The sequence below is a fragment of the Mucilaginibacter sp. SJ genome (assembly GCF_028993635.1).
In the GTDB taxonomy this organism is placed as follows: Bacteria; Bacteroidota; Bacteroidia; order Sphingobacteriales; family Sphingobacteriaceae; genus Mucilaginibacter.
Genome location: NZ_CP118631.1, coordinates 1,226,414 through 1,249,822, shown reverse-complemented (window position 1 = coordinate 1,249,822; position 23,409 = coordinate 1,226,414). Strand labels below are relative to the sequence as shown.

Below are 23,409 nucleotides of genomic sequence, written 5' to 3'. Positions count from 1 at the left end.
ACTATGTGGTTAAGTTATGGTTTGCTGGCACTTATTTTAGTAGCTGGTGTAACATACAGTATATCGGCCCGTAAGCTAACTATTATAGCAGCATTAACCGGTGCTGCAGTTGCCATCCTGGTATTTGCCGGTGCCGGCTTTACAGGTTTAGCCATGATGACCATCTTTTTTATTTTAGGTTCGGCAGCTACTTCGGTACAAAGCAAAACAAAGAAGGATTTAAACGCAGATCAAAAAGGAGGGAGAACAGCCGGGCAGGTTTTAGCGAATGCCGGTACGGCTGCCTTATGCGGAATTTTGATCCTCGTTTTTCCGGCCCAAACTCAAGTTTTACAATTGATGATTGCCGCGAGCTTCGCTTCGGCAACAGCCGATACACTGTCATCAGAGTTAGGGACGGTTTACGGAAAACGTTTCTTCAATATTATAACCCTAAAGCCGGATTTACGCGGGCTTGATGGGGTGATCAGCTTAGAGGGTACTTTAATTGGCGTAATTGGCTCGGTTATCATTGCTGTTGTTTATGCCATAGGAATGGGTTGGACAACAAATCTCATCTGGATTATTGTTGCAGGTACACTCGGTAATCTAACAGATTCCGTTTTAGGAGCTGTGTTGGAAAGAAAAAATCTAATCAACAACAATACCGTAAATTTTTTAAATACCCTGATAGCCGCTTTGTTTATGTTGTTGTACTTTGTTTTGTAATTTTATTTCTAATAAATGGTTCCTATCCTCATTCTGATCGTAATTGCACTTGCCGTATTCTTTTTACTCAATAAAAAGAAAGTGGTAAATGAAACGCCTGCTGCCACATTGAATTATAAATCGCTTTTAGATCGGTACATCCCTTATTATCAGCATCTCAACGTTGCTCAAAAACTTCTTTTTGAACAAAAGGTTGCCGGATTTTTAGCTGGTATAACTATCGAGGGCGTTGGCACTACTGTGAATGATGAGGATAAGATCATGATTGCCGCAAGTGCTGTAATCCCGATATTTGGCTTCGGCGACTGGAGATACCGTAACCTCACCAATGTGATCCTTTACCCGGATACTTTCGACAGCGAGTTTCAGTTTGAAGGAGAAAACAGGAGCATTTTAGGAATGGTAGGTTCAGGTTACATGAACGGGCAGATGATCCTTTCAAGAGCGGCTTTAACCAAAGGCTTCAGCAATTCGGCAGGGAAAGAGAATACCGCTATTCATGAGTTTGTGCACCTGCTTGATAAATCAGACGGCGCTACAGATGGTGTACCTGAAAATCTGCTGGCACACGAATATATATTACCATGGCTAAAGATGATCCACGAGGAGATTCACAAGATTGAAGCCGGGCGTTCTGATATCAATCCTTATGCTATCACTAACGAAGCCGAATTTTTAGCCGTTGTTTCCGAATACTTTTTTCAAAAGCCAAACGAGTTGAAACATAAACACCCGGAGCTTTACGATATGCTGAGTTCGATGTTCTCGCAGGATTTGGCTGATAGCGATATTGTATGACTAAAAGCCAAGACCAAGCTGCCCCAAAGGTTCATGCTGAACAACCGTGCTGCTAATATAATAAACCGGTGTTTCCTCGTGCCTTGAAGCCACGATGATATTAATACCATCGGCACAATTGGTAAACAAATCCTCTACCAGTTTAGGGTCGTTGTTATTTTTGGAAAGATGCGAAAGCAGCAGGTGGGTCATGTGCGGGGGACGATGCGTCATGAATAAACTCAGTGCCTGTTTGTTTGATAAATGTCCCTTACCGCCGCGGATGCGTTGTTTTAAGTAATAAGGGTAACCGCCTTTATCCAGCATATTATCATCGTAATTGGCTTCCAAAAAAGCAGCGTGGCATTGGCTAAAATAGCGGATCAGTTGGTCGCACACTATTCCCAGGTCGGTAAATACGCCAACCTTAACATCGCGGCAGGTCACCATAAAACTGTGCGGCTCAGATGCATCATGTATTTTAGGGAAGGAAGTTACCTCCAGGTCGCCTATAGGTACGGTTTGGAATGCGCTCAGATGGTGAACTTTAAAATGATCTACACCGCTAAGGTGCATCAATGTTCCGGGGGTAATGTAAACCGGCAGTTGGTATTTTTTTGCTAATACCGGAATACCGCGAATATGATCAGAATGTTCATGCGATACAAAAATGGCTTTTACCTTTTGCATAGATAGCCCGAGCCGGGTCATGCGTTTTTCAGTTTCGCGGCATGAAATGCCTACATCAACCAATATAGCCTCCTGATCGTTCCCCACGTAATAGCAATTGCCGTTACTTCCCGAATTTAATGATGTAATGAATAAAGACATTGAAATGCAAAGTAAACTATTTTGATGTTATTATTTTAATCCTAATGATTTTAGCATTCAGAAAATTAGCAATTTTTTTTGACGCTATAAAAACCTGCTTATATTTAGCCCCATGGATTCACCGCAAACTTTACCCGTACTTGATGCCGAAGAACTACGCGTACTTGGTACTTTAATGGAAAAAGCCAAAACCACGCCCGATTATTATCCCATGACCCTTAACGGACTGGTGGCCGCCTGCAACCAGAAAACATCCCGTAGGCCCGTTACCAATTATGATGATGATACTGTTATCAATGCGCTAAACTCATTAAAACGACGCGGGTTGACATCCACCGCTACCGGCGGTTCTATCCGTAATATTAAATACAAACACAATTTTGCTATTGTGTTTCCGGTGATACCATCAGAAGTAGCGCTGATTTGCCTGCTGATTCTTCGCGGTCCTCAAACGCCCGGTGAATTGAATACTAACAGCGGCCGCATGTACGAATTTGAATCGATAGAGGAGGTACAGGAAATCCTGGATAAATTGGCCGGGGGAGAAATGCCTTATATAGTACAGTTGCCAAAACGCCCGGGCCAAAAGGAAGTGCGGTATGCGCATTTATTAGCCGGAGTGCCTGAATTTAATGACGATGACTTTGCCGATGAACCAAGCGGTCGTCCGTCTTCATCAGCAATGGAAGCCCGTTTGGCTAAAGCAGAACAGGAAATTGCTGAGTTGAAAGAAATTGTGGGCAGGTTGCTGAGGGAATTGGGAGTGGAGTAAAAATTATGGTCATGTTGAACTTGTTTCAACACCTCATTTGCTAAGCCGCCTGCTAATCTGGGCGTCTACCTGTCCTGTGGGGTGCTGAAATAAATTCAGCATGACGTGCAGGCTTTTCATGGCTATATTTCTTTTAAAAATACTTCCATTACATCCCGCAAAGCCCCCTCAGTTTGCTCATCTGTAATATTCCCATTCACATCTATTTTACTCCTGATAAAAGGAATAAGCAAAGTTGCTCCTGCTGTTACTTTTGCCGAAAGCGCCCGAAGTGTCAGGAGCAGTGCCTCATGCGCATGACTGCCAACTGATGACGCGGTAACTAAAGCTACAGGTTTATCAACCAACGAACCGCTCGAGACCATCCAATCCAACATGTTTTTAAGCTGACCGGGAACTCCAAATGCATACTCCGGGGTGCAGATAATAATGCCTGATGTATCTTTCATCAAGCTTCGCAACTCTGAAGCTGATTCTGGTGGATATTCGTGGTCAAGCCCTGGATCAAACGGAGGTATATCTGCCAGTCTATCATATATAGAATAGTTGATATCAGCCGGAATTAATCTACCTAAAAACTTCAAAATATTATGATTGGATGAACCGGTTCTTAAGCTACCGGAAATAGCGAAAATATTGCCTTTATAATTCATGAAAGCAGACGTTGTAGAACCAAACTTACGAAGTTTCCAAAACTTCGTAAGTTTTCCTAATGTCATATAAAGGATGCTAATCAAAAGCTCCCCCTTCAGGGGGCTGGGGGTTATACGAAAGATAATATAAACGCCGAACCTTTCCCCTCGGTTGATTGAACTTGAATATTTCCCTTGTGTAACAGCATGATCTGTTTACACAGGCTTAAGCCAATACCGCTGCCTGTTTTACGGGTACTGAAGAAAGGGATAAAGATTTTGTCGAGCAGTTCGGGTGGCATGCCTAATCCATTATCGATAACTTTTACAAAGGTTTTTCCACCCTGAATCTCAGCCGTAAGCGTGATGCGCGGTGTTTCGCGGTCTTTTACAGCTTCAATAGCGTTAACCAGCAAATTGATCATCACCTGTTCAATGAGGTTAATATCGGCTTCAATGGCAAGTGTCGGATCGCGCAGGATAATCTCAAGTTCTATCTTCTTTTTCTCAAGGGTAGGCGTCATCAAGCTGTTGAGGTTCTCGAATATATTGCGCACCATGATCTTGTTCAGATCAAGTTTGGTGATCTTATTGAGGCTGCGGTAGCTTTCGGTAAACTTAAGCAGGCCTTCGCTGCGGCGCTTGATGGTATCGATACCAAGCTCAATATCTTCCAAATCGCTGTGAGGCAGACTTTCGGCAATATCAGGGCTTTGCAGGCGGTTCTTGAGCGTATCCGCGAGGGAAGAAATAGGAGCTACGGAGTTCATGATCTCATGCGTCATTACATTAAGCAATTTCGACCACGCTTTCGACTCCGTTTCATCCAAAGCTTCGTTTACGTTTTGAAAAGCGATGAGTTTGTATAGTTTATCATCGCTGCGCATCAGGCTGGCGTTCACCAGTATTTTAACCTGTTGTTGGTTACGGGTTACCGTGATGATCTTACTATCGCCCGGCTTAAGTTTAATCAGTTCGGCATACAATGATGGTTCGCGTTTTTCGAGCGAATGCACCGTTTTTAGATAGGGCACCCCGATTATGGTTTTAAAAGCTTCATTGATCCAGCCGGTTTCGCCGGTTTCTTCTTCGTAGGATAAAATACCGGTATCTACCAGTTCAAGGATCTTTTGCAAGTAATGATATTGTGTTTCGCGTTCGCGGCTTATTAGTTTGAATGTGGTATTGATATCGTTAAAACCTTTACGCAGGGGCTTAAGCTCATTGGGTGCCTTGCGTACATCAAAATGGCGGGAAAAATCACGGTAATGGATCGACTCTACAAACTGATTTACTTCGTCCTGTGCCTTTTTCTGAAAACGGATCATATCCACCACCGAGTAAGCAACCAGGGGCAACAGGATCACGAGGTACAACAGCTGATTAAGGCTTACTATAACAAAAGCCGTAACGATAAGTACAATCAGCAATAAAAATACACGCAGCAAAAGCCGCCACTCATAACGGTTAAATATCATATTTGCTTAATCTTCGGTATAAAGCGGTGCGGGTAAGGCCAAGCTCTTTGGCTGCACGGGTAATGTTGCCGTTGTGTTTTTCAATAACCCGTAATATCGCGTTCTTCTCAAGGGCACTCAACGGAATATTATCGGCATCAACTACGCTTTCTGTTGAGGTTTCCAGTATCGAAAAAATCAGATCGTCGGGCCTCAATGTGCTATCATCGGCCATGATTACGGCACGCTCAATAGTATATTGTAATTCACGCACATTCCCCGGAAAATTGTACGATTTAAGCTTGTTAATAGCTGCCGTATCAAAGTCCATTGATGGCTTAAGGTATTTACTTGCGTATAATTTCGCAAAATGGCGGGCCAATATTACAATATCCTCATTACGGCGGCGCAGCGGCGGCATATTGATCTCGACAGTATTGATACGATAGATCAAATCCTTACGGAACTTGTTTTCATTCGCCAGTTCACTCAAAGGTACGTTTGTAGCGCAAATGAGCCTGATATCCACGTCAACAGGTTTGTTGGTGCCCAATCGGGTTACCTGGCGGTTTTGTAAAATGGTTAGCAATTTGGCCTGCTGCTGCAAACTGATATTGCCAATCTCATCTAAAAACAACGTACCGCCCTGGGCTTCTTCAAAACGGCCCATGCGGTCTTCCCGTGCATCTGTAAAAGCACCTTTCTTATGACCGAATAATTCGCTTTCAAATAGGGTATCAGTCAAAGCGCCCACATCTACCTTAACAAATGGTTTATCGGCACGGAGCGAACGTTCATGAATTGCTTTTGCCATAAGATCTTTACCAGTACCGTTCTCCCCAAGAATCAGGATATTGGCATCGGTAGGGGCTATCTTGTTCACCTTATAAAAAATATCCTGCATCACGTCCGATTCACCAAGGATAGAAGTGTCTCCCGCAGTGCTTTTTACAGGGGTTTTGGTGATTTTTGTTCCACCTTCTTTTTTATCCAAAAGATCTTTTATAGTGTTTATCAGCTTTTCGTTATGCCATGGCTTTACTACAAAATCATTGGCGCCTTCTTTAAGCGAACGGACGGCAAGGTCAATATCACCATAAGCGGTTATCATGATCACGCAAACGTCAGGTTTCCATTCTTTTACTTTACGCAGCCAGTACAATCCTTCGTTGCCGGTATTTATGGCGCTGTTAAAGTTCATGTCAAGCAAAATCAGATCAACCTCGTTACGTTGCAGCAGCCAGTTCAGGTTTTCAGGGTTCTTTTCGGTGATGATTTCCCGGGCTTCTGGTTTTAGCAAAAGTTTAACCGCGGTAAGTACGTCCGGATCGTCATCAACAATTAAAACGGTGGCTTTTTTAAGTATCATTTATTTTTAGTTAATAGTTCATAGATAATTGTTCATGGTCTTCAAAACGAGGGCACATGATTATTTAGTTCAAAATAAAAATAGCATCTTATTTATTGAGGACGTCAATTTAATAAAAGTTATAAATTTTATATTAAATTGTATCTCTTTATCGAAGCTACCTAAATAAACTTTTAGCATTGTTGCCATCAACTATATGAACTATACGCTAAAACCATTTAACTATGAACAATAAATTAAAGACTCGCTAATGACACTATCTGTTACAATTTTTGTGCTAAATACCCGCATTTTATGCAGTATATGATATAAATGCTTCACAGTGAAGTGCTAATCTGTATTTGCATATAACAGGCTATTAATAGGTGAAAAAACACTGTATCAATACCGTACACCTGATGTAACAGAAGCGTACGCTTAAATACTGTGTTTTGTGTTTAAATGATTGAAAAACAGTATTTTAATTTGTGGCATATCTTTTTGTTATAACTTTCAAAATATTATAGAAATACAGTGGACAGAAAAATTGAGAAAAAGACCTGGAACAGCAAAAAGATACTTACCATTGCAGGTATTACAGGCATTATTTTACTAATAGGCGGCAGTATTTATCTTACATCGGGTAAAAGCAAGCTTGATGTTGATACCGAACGCTTAACTATAAGTACTATTACCAAAGGTCCTTTCCAGGAATTTATACCGGTTAACGGCGTGGTTATGCCGCTAACTACCATATTTCTTGATGCATCTGAAGGCGGTGTTGTTGAAGAAAAATACGTTGAAGACGGAGCTAACCTTAAAAAAGGTGACCGGATCCTGAGAATGTCTAATACCGATCTTGAGCTTACTTTAGCTAACCAGGAAACCGCGGTTTATGCCGAGCAAACCCAAATGCAGATCTCCCATAACAATGCACAGCAAAATACCATCAGCAAGCTAAATACTATGGCCGATGTGGAGAATGCATATAAAGAGGCTGAAAGGATTTACAAGTTGGACAAACATTTATATGATCAGAAAGCCATCGGCCTGCAGGAATATCAATCAGCCAAAAACACCTACGATTACCAGGTAAATCGCTACAAATTGGCTAAACAGATTCTTAGGCAGGATACAGCACTGGTTAAGCAACAGGCTTCGCAATCACAGGAACAATATGCCCACATGAAAACTACGCTTGAACTGATGCGAAAAAAAGTGGCCGGTTTAGTATTGGTGGCGCCTACCGATGGTCAGTTAACCTCAATGGATGCCGAAGTAGGTCAGAGCAAAAATAAGGGCGAGCATTTGGGGCAGATAGACGTACAATCGGGCTTTAAAGTTAGGGTTGATATTGATGAGCACTATCTGTCGCGTATTTACACAGGCCTGAAAGGCGATTTTCAGTTTGCCGATCAAACCTATAACCTGGTTATAAAAAAGGTATATACCCAGGTTAAAACAACAGGTAGTTTCCAGGTTGATATGCAGTTCGTAGGCAAGGTGCCAACCGGCATCCGTAAAGGCCAAACGCTGCAGGTAAGGCTGGCATTGAGCGATCAGATGCAGGCGGTATTGGTGCCTAAAGGCGGTTTCTTCCAACAAACAGGCGGCAACTGGATCTTTAAGGTAAGTGAAGATGGTTCAAAAGCATACAGAGTAAACATCCAGCTTGGACGCCAGAGCCCCGATTATTTTGTGGTAACAGAAGGCTTAAATCCGGGCGATAAGGTTATTACCTCAAGTTATGAAACCTATGGTGATATTCAGGAGCTTGTGCTGAAAAAATAACGTAACCCGGCTGCAACGCCCGGCGCTGTTTAAGCGTCATTATAATATATAACAGAGATAATTAATAAATTTAAATAAACAAAAAATCAAATCATATCGCCATAAAGGCGGGATGAACAACGGAGGCACCAATGATAAAAATTTCTAATCTTGAGAAATTCTACCGTACCGAAGAGGTAGAGACCATCGCGTTAAACAAGCTGTCGATGGAAGTGGCTACAGGCGAGTTTGTAGCCATTATGGGCCCGTCGGGCTGCGGTAAATCAACCCTGCTTAATATTTTAGGAATGCTTGATGATCCGGATGCCGGCAGCTATGTTTTTAATGAAATTGAAGTAGCGCATTTTAATGAGCGCAAACGCGCCGATTTGCGTAAACACAACATCGGTTTCGTGTTCCAGAGCTTTAACCTTATTGATGAGCTTACCGTATTTGAAAACGTTGAATTGCCATTGATTTACACAGGGGTAGCTGCGTCAGAGCGTGTTAAAAGGGTGGAAGAGGTGTTAGACAAAATGCAGATCATGCACCGTCGCAACCACTATCCGCAGCAGTTATCAGGTGGTCAGCAACAGCGTGTGGCTATTGCCCGTGCAGTTGTTAATAAGCCAAAGCTGATCCTTGCGGATGAGCCTACCGGTAACCTGGATAGCAGTAACGGTAACGATGTAATGGAGCTGCTTACCGATTTGAACGAACAGGGAACTACCATTATCATGGTTACGCACTCTGAGCATGATGCCCGTTACAGTCACCGCATTATACGCCTGCTTGACGGACAAACCGTGATGGAAAATATCATGGTTTAGTTTTATTGAGTTCATGGTTAATGGTTTATAGTTCATGGTAAGAAAATAACTTCCGACTTAAAACTAACTACTTTTGACTTAGACCAGCGCGCCCCCCGAAATCAGTTTATAGATAAGTTAATAAGTGCCTCTGCGCCCTTCTCCGCATTTGTGGAGAAGGGCGTGTTAGAGCGTTTTTGTTATTTAAGAGCTATTCCTATGTTTAAAAACTACCCGAAAACCGCATAGCGAAACTTAGTTAACACCAAGTTTTAGCGCCTTAAATATCATCGGCCTTACCGTTATTATAGCCTTCGCTACGGTAAGTTTCCAGGCTATTAAAGCGGCGTTGACTAACCCGGTGAAGAGTTTACGATCTGAATAATTATCATATAAGTCATCGGTTGCTCTCCATTAAGTCATTTTGAATGACTAATTGCGCAGGCGACAGGTAATGACTTAATGACCAATGACTAATGAAATAAAACATATGTTTAAGAACTATTTAAAAATCGCGTGGCGGAGTTTGATTAAAAACAAACTTTATTCGGCCATCAACATTGGAGGTTTGGGTGTTGGCATGGCCGTGAGCTTTATGTTGCTGTTATATGTTTATAATGAATTTACTTATGATGGGTTTCATGAAAATAAAGACAGGCTGTATAAGGTAATGCGCAATCAGCCTTCAAATGGCGAAATAAACACGGGAGATGCCACACCCGTGCAGATTGCTGCCGCGCTGCAAAAAGACTATCCGGAGGTTGAGTATGCTGCCCGTGCAAACTGGTCATACGATCAACTGTTTAATTACAACAATAAACCGTTAAAAGTAAATACCATTGCGGCCGACGAGTCATTTCTGAATATGTTTACACTTGATTTTGTAAAGGGTAACAAAAAAGATGCTTTCAGGGATATGTCGTCAGTTATCATGTCCGAATCGGCAGTAAAGGCCGTTTTTGGCGATGTTGATCCTATAGGTAAGACTGTTAAGTTAAATGGTTCGCGGCTGGTAAAAGTGAGTGCTGTTTACAAAGATCTGCCCCGGAATTCTACGTTCAGGTTTAACGCGCTCATTTCATGGAAACTTTATGAAGCTGACAATGGCTGGGTGAAAACATCGGGCTGGGGTAATTATTCGTTCAAAACTTATGTTATGCTTAAGCCTGGTGTTAATATAGATAAGCTTAATCTGGAAATCAAAAAGTTAATTGGTCGTTATGACGACCATAATAAAGAAAATCAACTGTTTTTGTTTCCATTTGCCAAATGGCACCTGCACAGCGAGTTCAAAAATGGAGTAAATACAGGCGGCGCAATTGAATATGTGCGTTTATTCCTGTTTCTTGCAATAGGCATTTTGCTTATTGCCTGTATCAACTTTATGAACCTTTCTACTGCGCGGTCTGAACGTCGTTCCCGCGAGGTTGGGATCCGTAAAGTTGTGGGTGCGCGGAGAATAGCCATTGTCCAGCAGTTTTTAGGCGAATCAATCCTAACCGCTATAATTTCGCTTGTTGTTGCACTGGTAATAATAGCATCAACGCTTGGCTATTTTAACGAAATCATACACAAGCAACTAACAATTCCTTATAGCAATGCGTGGACATGGGGAGCCGCTATATTAGTAACCCTGATAACAGGTTTATTGGCAGGTAGTTACCCGGCTTTATTCTTGTCGTCGTTTAAACCGGTAAAAGTTTTAAAGGGCGCTAACAAAACGGGTAGAAAAACGCTGCACTCAAGACAGGTATTGGTTATTGTACAATTTGTATTTGCTACATGTCTTATACTTTCAAGTATCCTGATTTATAAACAGATCAACTACATTAAAGACCGCCCGGTAGGTTATTCACAAAATGGACTTATAGAGATCTCATTAGATGGCAATTTATATAAAGAATATGAAAACTTCAGAACGGATATAATTAACGCGGGAGCCGCTGTTGATGCTGCAGAAACATCGGGCAGTATAGCCAGTAACGGCAGCAGCAGTTGGGGCATTAACTGGCCCGGGCAGCTACCTGGCGAGGACAAAATACCTATTGACCAGATTGTTACTTCATTTCATTTTATTTCAACTTATAAGCTTGAATTGATAAAAGGGCGTGATTATATACCAGGTCGGATGGCTGACTCACTGTCGCTCATTATGAACGAATCGGCTGTTAAACTAATGCGCTTAAAAGATCCGCTTGGGCAGATAGTGAAATGGCAGGGCCGTAATTGTACCGTGGTTGGTATTGTTAAAGATTTTGTTTGGGGATCGCCATATGAACCCGTGAAGCCTGCTATTATTGGTTTTGATAAAGGTTGGGCAGGTCAGCTTGGTATTCGTTTAAATCCGAATGCTCCGATATCAAAGAGCCTTGCTACAATTGGCGACATTTATAAAAAATATAACCCCGAATATCCATTTGAATACAAGTTTGTTGACGAAAACTTCAGCGGCAAATTTGAAAATGAAAAGCTGTTGGGTACGTTGTCGAGTTCGTTTACTGTGCTGGCCATTATTATATCCTGTCTCGGCTTGTTTGGTTTAGCTTCGTTCTCGGCCGAACAGCGTAAAAAGGAGATCAGTATCCGTAAAGTATTAGGCGCAAGCATCAGTAGTTTGTGGTTCAACCTGTCGAGAGAGTTTTTAATACTCGTGGTTATTTCATTTATTATTGGCTCGGCCCTGAGCTGGTACAACATGAGCAAATGGTTGCAGCATTATACCTACCGTACAGATATAAGTGCCTGGGTATTTATTGTCACTATAGGGATTAGTATGGTAGTTTGCCTGCTTACGGTAAGCTGGCAGGCTATCAAAGCGGCGTTGAGTAATCCGGTTAAGAGTTTGAAAAACGAATAGATTGGTCTACGCTCCGGCAACCGCTCAATACTTGCGCCAGAAAAGTATGATTTAAGAGGCGAAAGGTTAAAGGCGAAATGAAGAACAAAATTGATTAAAATCCCAATTTCAAAGCCTTTCCCTTTTGCCTTTAACCTTAACAATCGTTCACATCCGTACTACATGTGTTTCATTATCGTACGGTTTTAATTGGTGTTTTTTATATAAATATCTGATTTTTAATTAATTGAATATTTGGTACGGGTTTTAATATTTTAGTGGTATAAACCATTTACCGATGTTGCGCAACTATATTAAAATAGCCTGGAGAAACCTCCTCAAACATAAAGTATTTTCATTTATCAATATTTTAGGGTTGGCTATTGGCGTTGCTGCCTTTTGGCTCATCGCCTTGTATATTATCGACGAATGGAGCTATGACCGATACAATGAAAAGGCCGACAGGGTTTTCCGGGTTGTACAACATGGGGCATGGAACGGCGGCAGGTTTAACCTTGCAGTTACATCGGCCCCATACGCCCCCGCTTTAAAAAACGACTATCCCGAAGTGGAAGATGCTATCCGCATTGATGCTGAAGGCGGTGGTAAAATAAGCTATGGTGAAAAGCAAATTAATGAAGGCGCCATGCTTTTTACCGATAAGGGCTTTTTTAATATCTTTACTCATCACTTTTTATCCGGCGATGCTGCCTCTGCCTTAAGTAAACCTAACAGCATTGTACTTACCAAAACACTGGCCGAAAAATTGTTTGGCAACACCGCCGACGCTTTGGATAAAACGGTACTTATCGAAAATAATCCTAATACAGTCACCGCCATAATAAATGATGTACCGATAAATTCCCAGTTCAGTTTTGAAGCTCTGCGCTCTTTTCCTGATGGTTATATTGATAAATGGGGCAATGCGGGTATTTACACCTATTTACTGCTCAAAAATCCGGACGATTATAAAAAGATAGAGGCAAGCTCGGATGCTTTCTTCAATAAATATATAAAAGGTACGCTTGGCCCAATGCAATTTACAATGGAACTGCAGCCGCTTACTTCCATCCACCTGCATTCAAACCTTGATTATGAGCTTGGGAGTGTTGGTAACATTACCTATATCTATGTGTTTGGTGTAGTAGCCCTGCTAATCCTGGCAATCGCGGTTATCAATTACGTAAATCTAACTACCGCACGTTCATCGGTAAGAATCAAAGAGATTGGCGTACGCAAGGTGATCGGATCAAGCAAAAAACAGCTAATAACCATGTTCTTTGCCGAATCGGTATTGCTTACCGGCGTTGCTACCCTGGTGGCAGCGGTGATGGTACAGTTTTTACTACCTTATTTTAACCAGCTATCAGGCAAGAATTTGATTCTGTTTCAATTCGGTATTGGTAAAACGGTTATCGTATTTACGCTGTTTGCTTTGCTTACGGGTATTTTGAGTGGCTTATACCCGGCCTTGTTCCTTTCGGGTTTTCAAACCATTACTGCTATGAAAGGGCAAATGGGCAGCCAGGCTGCTACTTTAATTTTCAGAAAGGTATTAGTGGTGTTTCAGTTTGTGATTACCATTGTGATGATAGCCGGTTCGTGCATTATTTACCGGCAGCTACATTATGTAATGAACAAAGACCTCGGCTTTAACAAGGCGCAAACCCTTACTTTTCATATTCATGATAAATCAGCCCGTACTAAAATAGCAGCTATTAAAAGTCAGCTGTTGCAAAACCCTGCCGTTGAGGCTGTGGGTATAGCGGGTAACCCGATAGGCAATAACGATATTGGCACCGTGAAATTCAATATCGGTGCTGATGGTAAAAGCAACGCTGATTCAAAGGTGGTGGAGAGCCTGGTTGTTGATGAAGATTTTATACCAACCTTACAAATCAGGCTGGCTAAAGGACGGAATTTTTCAACCTCGATGGCGACTGATCAGAAAGAATCCATCATCGTTAATCAAACGCTTGTGAATGAAATGGGATGGAAAGATGCTGTCGGGAAATCGGTACGTACCGGGGTGGATGAAAATGGAAATGTAATTACACAAAAGATCATCGGCGTAGTTAAGGACTTCAATACCTATTCGCTGCAGCATAAAGTATCATCTATGGTACTACACCTGCCTGCTACTGTTAATGATGAGGATAATATGTACGTGCGCATAGGCAAAAATAATATCCCGTCCACGCTCAATTATATCAGTAATGTTTACGGCAGGTTTGATATTGAAAACAAGGCAGAGTTTCATTTTCTTGATCAGAATTTTGCCAAACAATATCGGTCAGAGCAAAAGCAAGGCAGCATCCTGTTCATATTCACCGTGTTGGCAATTAGTATTGCTTGTCTTGGGCTTTTCGGCCTGGTAACCTTTACTGCCGAACAAAGGGTAAAAGAAATCGGCATCAGGAAAGTTTTGGGTGCAAGTGTAACCTCCATAGTTACCCTGTTGTCAAAAGATTTGATGAAACTGGTGGTGATATCCACATTAATTGCCTCGCCGCTGGCCTGGTATGGCATGAGCAAATGGTTACAAAGTTTTGCTTACCGGGTTGATATTAACTGGTGGATCTTCGCGGTAGCAGGTATCCTCTCCGTGATTATCGCTTTTGTAACAGTAAGTGTGCAATCAGTAAGGGCAGCAAATGCTAATCCGGCTAAAAGCCTTAAAAACGAGTAGGCAGTTTGCAGTGGCTGTAAGCGGTTATACAGCTTGATAAAACCAATGAACTAATGAACAATTGAACCAATGAACCATGTTTAAAAATTACTTAAAAACAGCTTTCCGTACCCTGCGCAAAAACGTGGGGTTTACGGTTATAAATATATTGGGACTGGCCCTTGGCTTGGCCACCTGCCTTATGATTGTGCTATACGTAGCCGATGAGTTGAGTTATGATCGGTTTAATGAGAAAGCTGATCGCACGTACCGGGTTAATGAAGATCTTAAATTTGGCAACAATAATGTACTTTATGCCGTTGCGATGCCGCCGTTGGCTCAGGCATTAAAAACGGATCTCCCTGAGGTGGAGGAAGTAACCCGGCTTAAGGCAGCAGGAGGTTTCCACGTAAAAAAAGGTAACGAAAGTATTCTTGAGTACGGTACCGTTTTTGCCGACCCATCGGTTTTTAACGTGTTTACCCTACCCATGATTAATGGTAATCCGGCTACGGCTTTGAAAGAGCCTAACACCGTGGTGATTACCGAAACTACAGCCCAAAAGTACTTTAACAGTACCAACGTTGTAGGCAAAACACTCTCCATCGATAACAATCAATTGTTAAAGATTACAGGAGTGATAAAGGATTTACCGAAGCAATCGCACTTTCATTTCGATTTTTTTATGTCGATGATAAGCTGGCCTGATAGCAAATCTCCCGAATGGTTAAGAAGCGACTACAATACCTATGTGGTTTTGAAACCAGGTACAGATTATAAGTTATTTGAGAAAAAACTGGCTGCTTTGCTGAAAAAATACAGCGAAGGGCAAATGCAAACGGCCTTGCACGTCAATATTGCCGATTTTGAAAAAAGCGGCAGTTATTTCAGGCTTAACCTCACTCCTTTAACCGATATCCATTTGCACTCAAACCGTACCGGTGAGTTGGGCAGCAATAGCTCAGCGCAGTATGTTTATATATTTTCGGCCATTGCCATATTCATATTACTTATAGCAGGCATCAACTTTATGAACCTTTCAACAGCTCGTTCGGCCAGCAGGGCCAGGGAGGTTGGTGTACGCAAGGTTTTAGGTTCCCCGCGTAAATATTTAATAGCCCAGTTTTTAACCGAATCGGTATTGGTGACTTTGGCAGCGGCAGTTATAGCGTTTTTTACTGTATTACTTTTATTGCCGCTGTTTAATCAGGTATCGGGCAAGGAGTTGGTTGTTGGCGCGCAAACCTTAACCTGGTTGCTGCCTGCTTTACTATTGATTGTACTGGTGGTAGGTTTTGCTGCCGGATCATATCCTGCTTTTTTTCTTTCGGCATTTCAGCCAATTAATGTGCTTAGCGGTAAACTTGCCGGCGGTTTCAAAGGCAGCTGGCTTAGGAGTGTACTGGTTGTATTCCAGTTTTCTATTTCAATATTCCTCATTATTGGTACCATCGTTATTTATAACCAGCTCAATTATATTCAAACCAAAAACCTGGGTTATAACCGCAATCAGGTACTTGTTATCAATAATGCATTTGAATTGGGCAGCCATGCCAAAACCTTTAAAAATGAGGTAAAGCAAATCCAAGGTGTAGTTAATGCTACTTTGACGGGTTATTTGCCAACCGGTAAAAACAGGGGAACGTCCATTTTTTATAAAGAAGCGGCAGCCGATCAAAAAACTGCTTTGTTTCCGCAAAGCTGGCGGGTAGACGCGGACTATATCAGCACCCTGGGTATGAAGATCTCTGCCGGGCGCGATTTTTCGGCAAGTATGTCAACGGATTCCACCGGATTAGTGATCAATGAAACAGCAGCTAAATTTTTAGGCTTTACCAATCCGGTCAATAAAATCCTGTACCGTAATATGGATGGCAACCGTGATCATGTAAAAGCTTATCACATCATAGGTGTGGTTAAAGATTTTAATTTCAACTCGCTGAGGGAAAATATCAGCCCAATGATTTTTTTAATGGACGAAGACAGTGGAAACCTGAGTATCAGGGTAAATACAACTAATTTACCTGCTCTCGTCGATCAGATAAAAAGCAAATGGCAGGGCATGACCCAAAGCCAGTTTAGCTATTCTTTTATGGATCAGGATTTTGATGCTAATTATCGTGCTGAGCAGCGTACCGGCACCATATCCATCATATTTACGGTGCTGGCTATTTCCATTGCCTGCCTTGGCTTGTTTGGCTTAGCCGCTTATGCTGCAGAACAACGCACCAAAGAAATCGGGATCCGTAAAGTACTCGGTGCAAGTGTATCTGCCATAGTGAATACCTTATCCAAAGATTTTATAAAGCTGGTATTGATCTCCATAGCCATTACAACCCCTTTAGCCTGGTATTTAATGAACAAATGGCTGCAGGATTTCGCTTACCGCATCAGTATACAATGGTGGGTGCTGGCGCTGGCAGGCGTAGTAGCTATAATAATAGCTGTGGCTACAGTAAGTTTCCAATCTATAAAAGCAGCATTGGCAAACCCGGTTAATAGCCTTAAAAACGAGTAGGCAGTTTGCAGTGGCAGTAAGCAGCTATACAGCTTGATACCAATGAACTAATGAACAATTGAACCAATGAACTTAATATAATGATCAGAAATTATCTTAAAACTGCTTTTCGCACATTGAAAAAAAATGGGGGTTTCACCACAATTAATGTGTTTGGTTTGGCCCTTGGGCTGGCTACGTGTTTGCTCATCGTATTTTATGTGGTAGATGAGCTGAGCTATGACAAGTTCAATGTTAAGGCCGACAGGATCTATCGCGCCAATATGCAGATTAAATTTGGCGGTATCGATCAAAGTTATGCCTGTGCGCCTGCTCCGTTAAGTGCCGCCTTTCAAAATGACTACCCTGAGGTTGAGCGTGCCTGCCGTTTTTTGATGCGCGGAGGTTATAATGTAAAAAAAGGCAATCAAACTATTCATGAAAACCGAATGGTGCTGGCCGATTCCACCTTGTTTGATGTATTCACCCTGCCAATGGTAGCAGGCGATCCTAAGAAGGCGCTTGTTGAACCTAATACCGTTGTCATTACTGAAAGTACAGCTAAACGTTATTTTAATACTACGCAGGTTGTAGGTAAAACTTTTACGTTTGATGAAAAGCTGCTTTATAAGGTTACCGGTGTAATTAAAGACCTGCCCAGGCAATCGCATTTTCATTACGATTTTTTCCTGTCGATGGCGTCAAACGCGGAAAGCAAAGATGGGGCATGGTTCAGCAATAATTTCAATACCTATGTATTACTAAAACCTGGTGTGGATGCCAAAAAGTTTGAAGCCAAGTTTCCTGCATTAATGCACAAATATGCGGGTCCGCAATTGCAGAGTATCTTACATCTTACTTTTGATTCGTTTGAAGGAGCCGGCAACAAATACCAGCTGAGTCTTATGCCATTGAAGGATATCCACCTCAAATCAAATCTTGTGTCGGAGCTTGATCATAACGGGAACATTCAGTACGTGTACATTTTTGGAGCGGTTGCTATTTTTATCTTACTGATAGCCTGTGTAAACTTCATGAACCTTTCAACCGCCCGTTCTGCAAACCGGGCCCGGGAGGTAGGGGTTCGTAAGGTACTTGGTTCAAGGCGTCAGTCGCTTATTGCCCAGTTCCTGTCTGAGTCTATCATGGTAACGTTTATTGCTACAGTAATAGCCATGCTGATGGCTTATTTTCTGCTGCCGGTATTCAATAATATAGCGGGTAAAACCATGGAGCTTAATATGGGCTCATTGGTTTGGCTGATTCCTGCTTTGCTGGTAATAGTTTTGGTGATTGGCTTCCTGGCTGGCTCATATCCCGCGTTTTTTCTTTCGGCATTTCAGCCAATTGATGTTTTAAAAGGCAAGCTTTCCTCTGGCTTTAAGGGCGGAATGTTAAGGAGCTCATTGGTGGTGTTCCAGTTTTTTATATCGATAGTGCTCATCATTGGTACACTGGTGATCTATAATCAGCTTAAATATATTCAGAATAAAGATCTTGGTTATAACCGCAGCCAGGTATTGGTGATTCATGGTGTGTATGACCTCGGCGACAAGAGCAAGGTGTTAAGAGATGAAGTAAAGCAATTGCCAGGCGTAATGGGCGTAACCATGACAGGCTTTTTGCCAACTTCTGATTACAGGAACAGCAGCAGCGTTTTCCAGGAACGCGGGCTCGACCCTAAAAAAGCAGTGCTTGCACAAACCTGGGTAGTTGACGATAACTATCTGCCAACCCTCGGCATAAAACTAACCAAAGGCCGTAATTTCTCAAACCAGATGCCTACCGATTCGGCGGCCATGATCATTAATGAAACAGCGGCGAAACTGATGGGCGTACGTGACCCGCTTAACAAATCCATGTTTTTGCCTATGGACAATATGGCCAAAACGTTTAAAGAATATCATATAGTAGGTGTTATTAAGGATTTTAATTTCGCTTCGCTGCGTAATAATGTAAGCCCGGTGATATTAATGTACGGGCAGGATACCGGCGCCTTAAGTGTAAAAGTAAATACCGCTAATATCACCGCACTTATGGCCATGATCAGCGACAAATGGAAATCTATAAAACCGGGTAAGGAGTTTGAATATTCGTTTATGGATGACGATTTTGATTCATCGTACCGTGCGGAACAGCGGATGGGTACCATATTCATCATATTTACAAGTTTAACAATTGTGATAGCCTGTTTAGGTTTGTTTGGCCTTGCTGCATATGCGGCCGAACAGCGCACTAAGGAGATAGGCATCCGTAAAGTACTTGGCGCTAATGTAGGCGCTATAGTAGGTATGCTGTCAAAAGATTTTATCAAACTGGTAATGATAGCAATAGTAATAGCCATTCCGGTTGCCTGGGTCGCCATGCAGCAATGGTTGCAGGGCTTTGCGTACAGGCAAAACATACAATGGTGGGTGGTAGTATTGGCTGCGGTTTTGGCCGTGTTGATCGCTTTTGTAACCATCAGCTTTCAATCCATCAAGGCGGCACTGGCCAACCCGGTGAGGAGTTTGAAAAATGAATAAAATTAGTTGACAGATAGCAGCAGCAGTTTGAAGTAGCAGATACAGGCCAGCAGGCAGATAAAAGTAAGCGATAAGTACCAATGAACTAATGAACAAGTGAACTAATGATACGTAACTACATAAAAACAGCATGGCGAAACCTTTATAGGAATAAGGCATTTTCGCTGATCCACATTTTGGGATTAACTATGGGTATAACCGTTTGCCTCATGATATTCCTGTATATTATGAATGAGTTTAGCGTGGATAATTTTCATAAGCAGGGCAAAAATATTTACAGAGTGATGCGCGGCTTTGATAAGTCGAAAGCCCCCACATCTTACCTCTCGGGACCTTACGCCCCCGCCATGCTGAATGATTATCCGCAGGATATCAAGATGGCAGTGCGCGTTTCTCCACGAAATAACCTGGTTTCTTTTGGCGAAAAATCGTTCAACGAAAAAAAGGTTTACGCGGTTGATTCCAACTTTTTTAGCCTCTTTACTTTCCCGTTGCTGAGGGGAGATGCTACTTCAGCATTAAACCACCCGGGTAGCGTGGTGCTAACTGAAACCACAGCCAAAAAATATTTCGGCAATATTGATAATGCCATGGGCAAGGTGGTACAGATGGATAAACAACTGCAATTAAAGGTAACAGGTATTGCCAAAGATGTGCCTTCCAACTCGCACCTTGATTTTGACCTGGTGATGCCAATATCCAATTACACCCGCGATCAGGGTTTTAATGTATGGATTAACAATAGCCTTTTTGTTTACCTGTTATTGAATGAGCATAGCAGCCCGGCTGCCTTGGAAAGCCGCTTTCCGCAGTTTATGGATAAGTACATGGGCAAGGATATGCAGCGTTTTGGTACTAAATTTAACCTGAGCTTAAGACCGTTTAAGGATATCTATTTTGAAAATGCCTCGTCGTTTGATAATGTAAAACATGGGGATAAAACTGTGGTATTCATCTTTATTTCGATAGCGGTGCTCATCATGATCATTGCCTGTATCAATTTTATGAACCTGGCCACTATCCGCGCTGTCGAACGTTCAAAAGAAGTAGGGATGCGCAAGGTTTTAGGCGCATTAAGAAATCATCTGGTGTGGCAGTTCATCGGCGAATCTATTTTGCTGGCGCTAATTTCATGCGCCCTTTCTATTGGTTTGTTACTCTTGCTGATGCCATCATACAATAGCTTGCTTGGGTATGCGCTCACTGTATCTTGGAACAGTGCGCCGATTTACCTGTTTCTTTTAGGCGTTATTTTATTTGTGGGTTTCCTTGCCGGAAGCTATCCGGCTATATTCATGTCGGCATTTTCGCCCATTGAGGCTTTAAAAGGTAAGCTTAAATTAGGTAAAGGCGGCTCATTTTTCAGGCAATCGCTGGTGGTGTTCCAGTTCAGTATTTCGGTGTTGCTTATTATTGGCACTATCGTGATCGTTAACCAGATGCGATATGTGAAAAACAAATCATTGGGTTATGACAAGGAGCAAACCGTTATTGTGAAGATTGATAATAACGATATCTATGATCACATGCAAACATTTAAACACCAGCTGCAAAATTCGGACTATGTGAAGTCGGTATCCCTGATGTCGGGCGAACCGGGCGGCTTTTTTGATATGCAGGGCTTTGAGGTTGAAGGTCAGCATGAAACATTCAAATCGAGGTCGGAATTTGCCGACTTTGAATATGTTAAAACCTTTGGCCTGAAAATTATCGCCGGCAGGGATTTTTCACCGCAGTTTGCTACCGATACTACGAATTCGGTATTGATCAACCGTACAGCGGCTAAAGAACTGGGCTTTACGCCGCAGCAGGCTATCGGTAAATGGATTAAAAATACAGTGCGTGATAGTAGTCGCCGCACCATCATCGGTGTAGTGGAAGATTTTAACTTCCTTTCACTTAAAGAAAACATGGATGCCCTGGTGATATCGCCAAGCGACGACAGGCGCGTAGCCGTGATCAAACTAAAACCCGGAAATGTCCAGGCCGGTTTGGCTGCTATCAAAAACATTTATGCCGAAGTCGCTCCTGTTTATCCGTTTGAGTACAGCTTTCTTGACCAGCAATTTGATACCACCTATCGCAACGATATCAGGCAGCAAACCATGTTAAGCATATTTTCTGGCTTGGCCATCTTTATTGCCTGTTTGGGTTTATTTGGTTTAGCCTCGTTTACCGCAGCGAAACGTACCAAGGAAATCGGAGTCCGTAAAGTATTGGGTTCATCGGTACAAAATATCCTTATCCTGATATCAAAAGATCTGCTGAAACCGGTGTTATTAGCTACTGTGATAGCTATCCCCTTAGGTTATTACAGCATGGATAAATGGCTGCAAAGTTTCGCTTACAAAACACCTTTGCATTGGTGGATCTTTGCTTTGGCGGCTTTGCTTACATTTGTTATTGCCGTGGTTACCATTAGTTTTCAATCGTTAAAGGCAGCGCTTGCAAATCCTATCAGGAGTTTGAGAAGCGAATGAGATCAGTTTGCAGATAGCAGTGGCAGTTTGCAGTAGCAGTTGAAGAAATAGAATATACCCCGAGCCCGTGTCCCCACGGGCTTTTTTATGATGTGCTGTCATTATTAGGTAGTCTGAATTTATTTTCAGCACCATGCAACGTATTTGCTAAACGCCTGGTCTTGTATATATAAACCAAAGATCATTATTATGAAAAAGTATTTACTTGTGTTATTTGTTGCCTGTGCAGGCAGCAGCGTTTTTGCACAAAATAATCAGAAAACACCATATCTCACCAAATCATTATCAGGACAGGCTGTGAAAAATGTATTTGTTAATACATCGGGCGGCAGTATTACTGTTAGCGGCGCATCGGGCCAGGAACCAAGAGTTGAGGTTTTTATACAAGGTAATAATGGCAATGGCGATCTTTCTAAAGAAGAGATCAAAAAGCGCCTTGATGAAAATTATGATCTGAGTGTTGATGTTAACGGCGGAGAGCTGCACGCCAAAGCCAAAAGCAAGCACGATGGCAACTGGGACTGGAAAAAATCATTAAGTATCTCGTTCCGTGTGTATGTACCCGGCAATGTGGCAACCAATCTGAATACCAGCGGAGGCAGTATCCATTTGGATAATCTAACAGGTGCACAACAGTTTGAAACCAGTGGTGGCAGCTTACACCTGGATAAAATTACCGGCACTATCAAAGGTCGTACTTCAGGCGGCAGTATCCACGTGAGCGATTCAAAAGAAAATATTGATCTTCAAACATCGGGCGGCAGTATTGAGGCCCGTAATTGCATGGGGCGTATCAAACTTGAAACATCTGGCGGTTCTTTGCATCTCGATGGTTTAAAGGGAGATATCAAAGCTACGACCAGCGGCGGCAGTATCAGCGGCAGTAAAATTGATGGCGATTTCATTACAGGCACATCAGGTGGCAGCATTAACCTCACTGATTTGTCGTGTAGCCTCGATGCTTCAACAAGTGCCGGCAGTTTTCACGCACAATTTGTCAGCGTAGGTAAATTTATTAAAATTGATGTAAGCTCGGGTCGTGTTGATCTGCAGTTGCCATCAAAACAAGGTCTTAATCTTGATTTGCGGGCTGATAAGATAGAAACAAACCTTGCCGACAATTTTTCAGGTAGCAAGGATAAAGAAAGGGTAGAAGGTAAACTTAACGGAGGTGGCTCGCTTGTTGAAGTTAGAGGCAGCAACAGGATAAACCTTACTGTAAACTAATAACAATAATAAGGGATATTACGAAGGCCTGTTACTCAAATAGTGACAGGTCTTTTTTTGTTGAACGGAGTG

The 23,409-nt window shown here is 42.2% G+C and carries 15 protein-coding genes; 11 read left to right on the top strand and 4 right to left on the bottom strand.

Going from position 1 to position 23,409, the window contains the following annotated elements; genetic code table 11:
* Positions 1 to 3 precede the first annotated feature (3 nt).
* On the top strand, positions 4 to 708 hold the full coding sequence (locus tag MusilaSJ_RS04900) for a DUF92 domain-containing protein (RefSeq protein ID WP_274988936.1): 705 nt from the start codon (positions 4 to 6) through the stop codon (positions 706 to 708).
* Between the two features lie 15 nt (positions 709 to 723).
* On the top strand, positions 724 to 1,506 hold the full coding sequence (locus MusilaSJ_RS04895) for a M90 family metallopeptidase (RefSeq protein WP_274988935.1): 783 nt from the start codon (positions 724 to 726) through the stop codon (positions 1,504 to 1,506).
* Here MusilaSJ_RS04895 and MusilaSJ_RS04890 read toward each other — a convergent pair whose 3' ends face one another.
* Positions 1,507 to 2,316, bottom strand: a complete 810-nt coding sequence (locus MusilaSJ_RS04890) for an MBL fold metallo-hydrolase (protein ID WP_274988934.1) — start codon at positions 2,314 to 2,316, stop codon at positions 1,507 to 1,509. It lies immediately after the preceding gene.
* Between the two features lie 112 nt (positions 2,317 to 2,428).
* On the opposite strand from MusilaSJ_RS04890, the gene MusilaSJ_RS04885 reads away from it, so the two are divergent.
* Positions 2,429 to 3,088, top strand: coding sequence for a YceH family protein (locus tag MusilaSJ_RS04885; RefSeq protein ID WP_274988933.1), 660 nt, complete (start codon positions 2,429 to 2,431; stop codon positions 3,086 to 3,088).
* Between the two features lie 122 nt (positions 3,089 to 3,210).
* On the opposite strand, the gene MusilaSJ_RS04880 is transcribed toward MusilaSJ_RS04885, so the two are convergent.
* Genes MusilaSJ_RS04880 through MusilaSJ_RS04870 form a run of 3 tightly spaced genes read right to left on the bottom strand, consistent with a single transcriptional unit; the run spans position 3,211 to position 6,546 of the window.
* Positions 3,211 to 3,807: an NADPH-dependent FMN reductase gene (locus MusilaSJ_RS04880; protein WP_274988932.1), complete on the bottom strand. Its 597-nt coding sequence runs from the start codon at positions 3,805 to 3,807 to the stop codon at positions 3,211 to 3,213.
* A 44-nt stretch (positions 3,808 to 3,851) separates the two neighbouring features.
* A complete protein-coding gene (locus MusilaSJ_RS04875; RefSeq protein WP_274988931.1) occupies positions 3,852 to 5,198 on the bottom strand; it encodes a sensor histidine kinase in 1,347 nt (448 codons plus the stop codon).
* A complete protein-coding gene (locus MusilaSJ_RS04870; protein WP_274988930.1) occupies positions 5,188 to 6,546 on the bottom strand; it encodes a sigma-54-dependent transcriptional regulator in 1,359 nt (452 codons plus the stop codon). The genes MusilaSJ_RS04875 and MusilaSJ_RS04870 overlap by 11 nt, the downstream gene beginning before the upstream one ends.
* A gap of 513 nt (positions 6,547 to 7,059) precedes the next feature.
* Here MusilaSJ_RS04870 and MusilaSJ_RS04865 point away from each other — a divergent pair.
* The 8 genes from MusilaSJ_RS04865 to MusilaSJ_RS04830 all read left to right on the top strand — a co-directional run bounded on the left by MusilaSJ_RS04865 (position 7,060) and on the right by MusilaSJ_RS04830 (position 23,337).
* Positions 7,060 to 8,316, top strand: coding sequence for an efflux RND transporter periplasmic adaptor subunit (locus tag MusilaSJ_RS04865; protein WP_091163814.1), 1,257 nt, complete (start codon positions 7,060 to 7,062; stop codon positions 8,314 to 8,316).
* Between the two features lie 131 nt (positions 8,317 to 8,447).
* Positions 8,448 to 9,125 (top strand): ABC transporter ATP-binding protein, encoded by a 678-nt coding sequence (locus MusilaSJ_RS04860; protein WP_090525339.1) that lies wholly within the window; start codon positions 8,448 to 8,450, stop codon positions 9,123 to 9,125.
* Positions 9,126 to 9,630: 505 nt separating this feature from the next.
* On the top strand, positions 9,631 to 11,961 hold the full coding sequence (locus tag MusilaSJ_RS04855; protein WP_274988929.1) for an ABC transporter permease: 2,331 nt from the start codon (positions 9,631 to 9,633) through the stop codon (positions 11,959 to 11,961).
* A gap of 277 nt (positions 11,962 to 12,238) precedes the next feature.
* Entirely contained in the window at positions 12,239 to 14,629 is a 2,391-nt protein-coding gene (locus MusilaSJ_RS04850) for an ABC transporter permease (RefSeq protein ID WP_274988928.1), read from the top strand.
* 76 nt (positions 14,630 to 14,705) lie between these two features.
* On the top strand, positions 14,706 to 17,126 hold the full coding sequence (locus MusilaSJ_RS04845) for an ABC transporter permease (protein ID WP_274988927.1): 2,421 nt from the start codon (positions 14,706 to 14,708) through the stop codon (positions 17,124 to 17,126).
* Positions 17,127 to 17,206: 80 nt separating this feature from the next.
* Positions 17,207 to 19,630, top strand: a complete 2,424-nt coding sequence (locus MusilaSJ_RS04840) for an ABC transporter permease (protein WP_274988926.1) — start codon at positions 17,207 to 17,209, stop codon at positions 19,628 to 19,630.
* 104 nt (positions 19,631 to 19,734) lie between these two features.
* Positions 19,735 to 22,110 carry an ABC transporter permease gene (locus MusilaSJ_RS04835; protein WP_274988925.1) on the top strand — a complete coding sequence of 792 codons (2,376 nt, stop codon included), beginning with the start codon at positions 19,735 to 19,737 and terminating at the stop codon, positions 22,108 to 22,110.
* A gap of 189 nt (positions 22,111 to 22,299) precedes the next feature.
* The gene (locus tag MusilaSJ_RS04830; protein ID WP_274988924.1) at positions 22,300 to 23,337 is read left to right on the top strand and encodes a DUF4097 family beta strand repeat-containing protein; all 1,038 of its coding nucleotides are present in this window, start codon (positions 22,300 to 22,302) and stop codon (positions 23,335 to 23,337) included.
* Positions 23,338 to 23,409 lie beyond the last annotated feature (72 nt).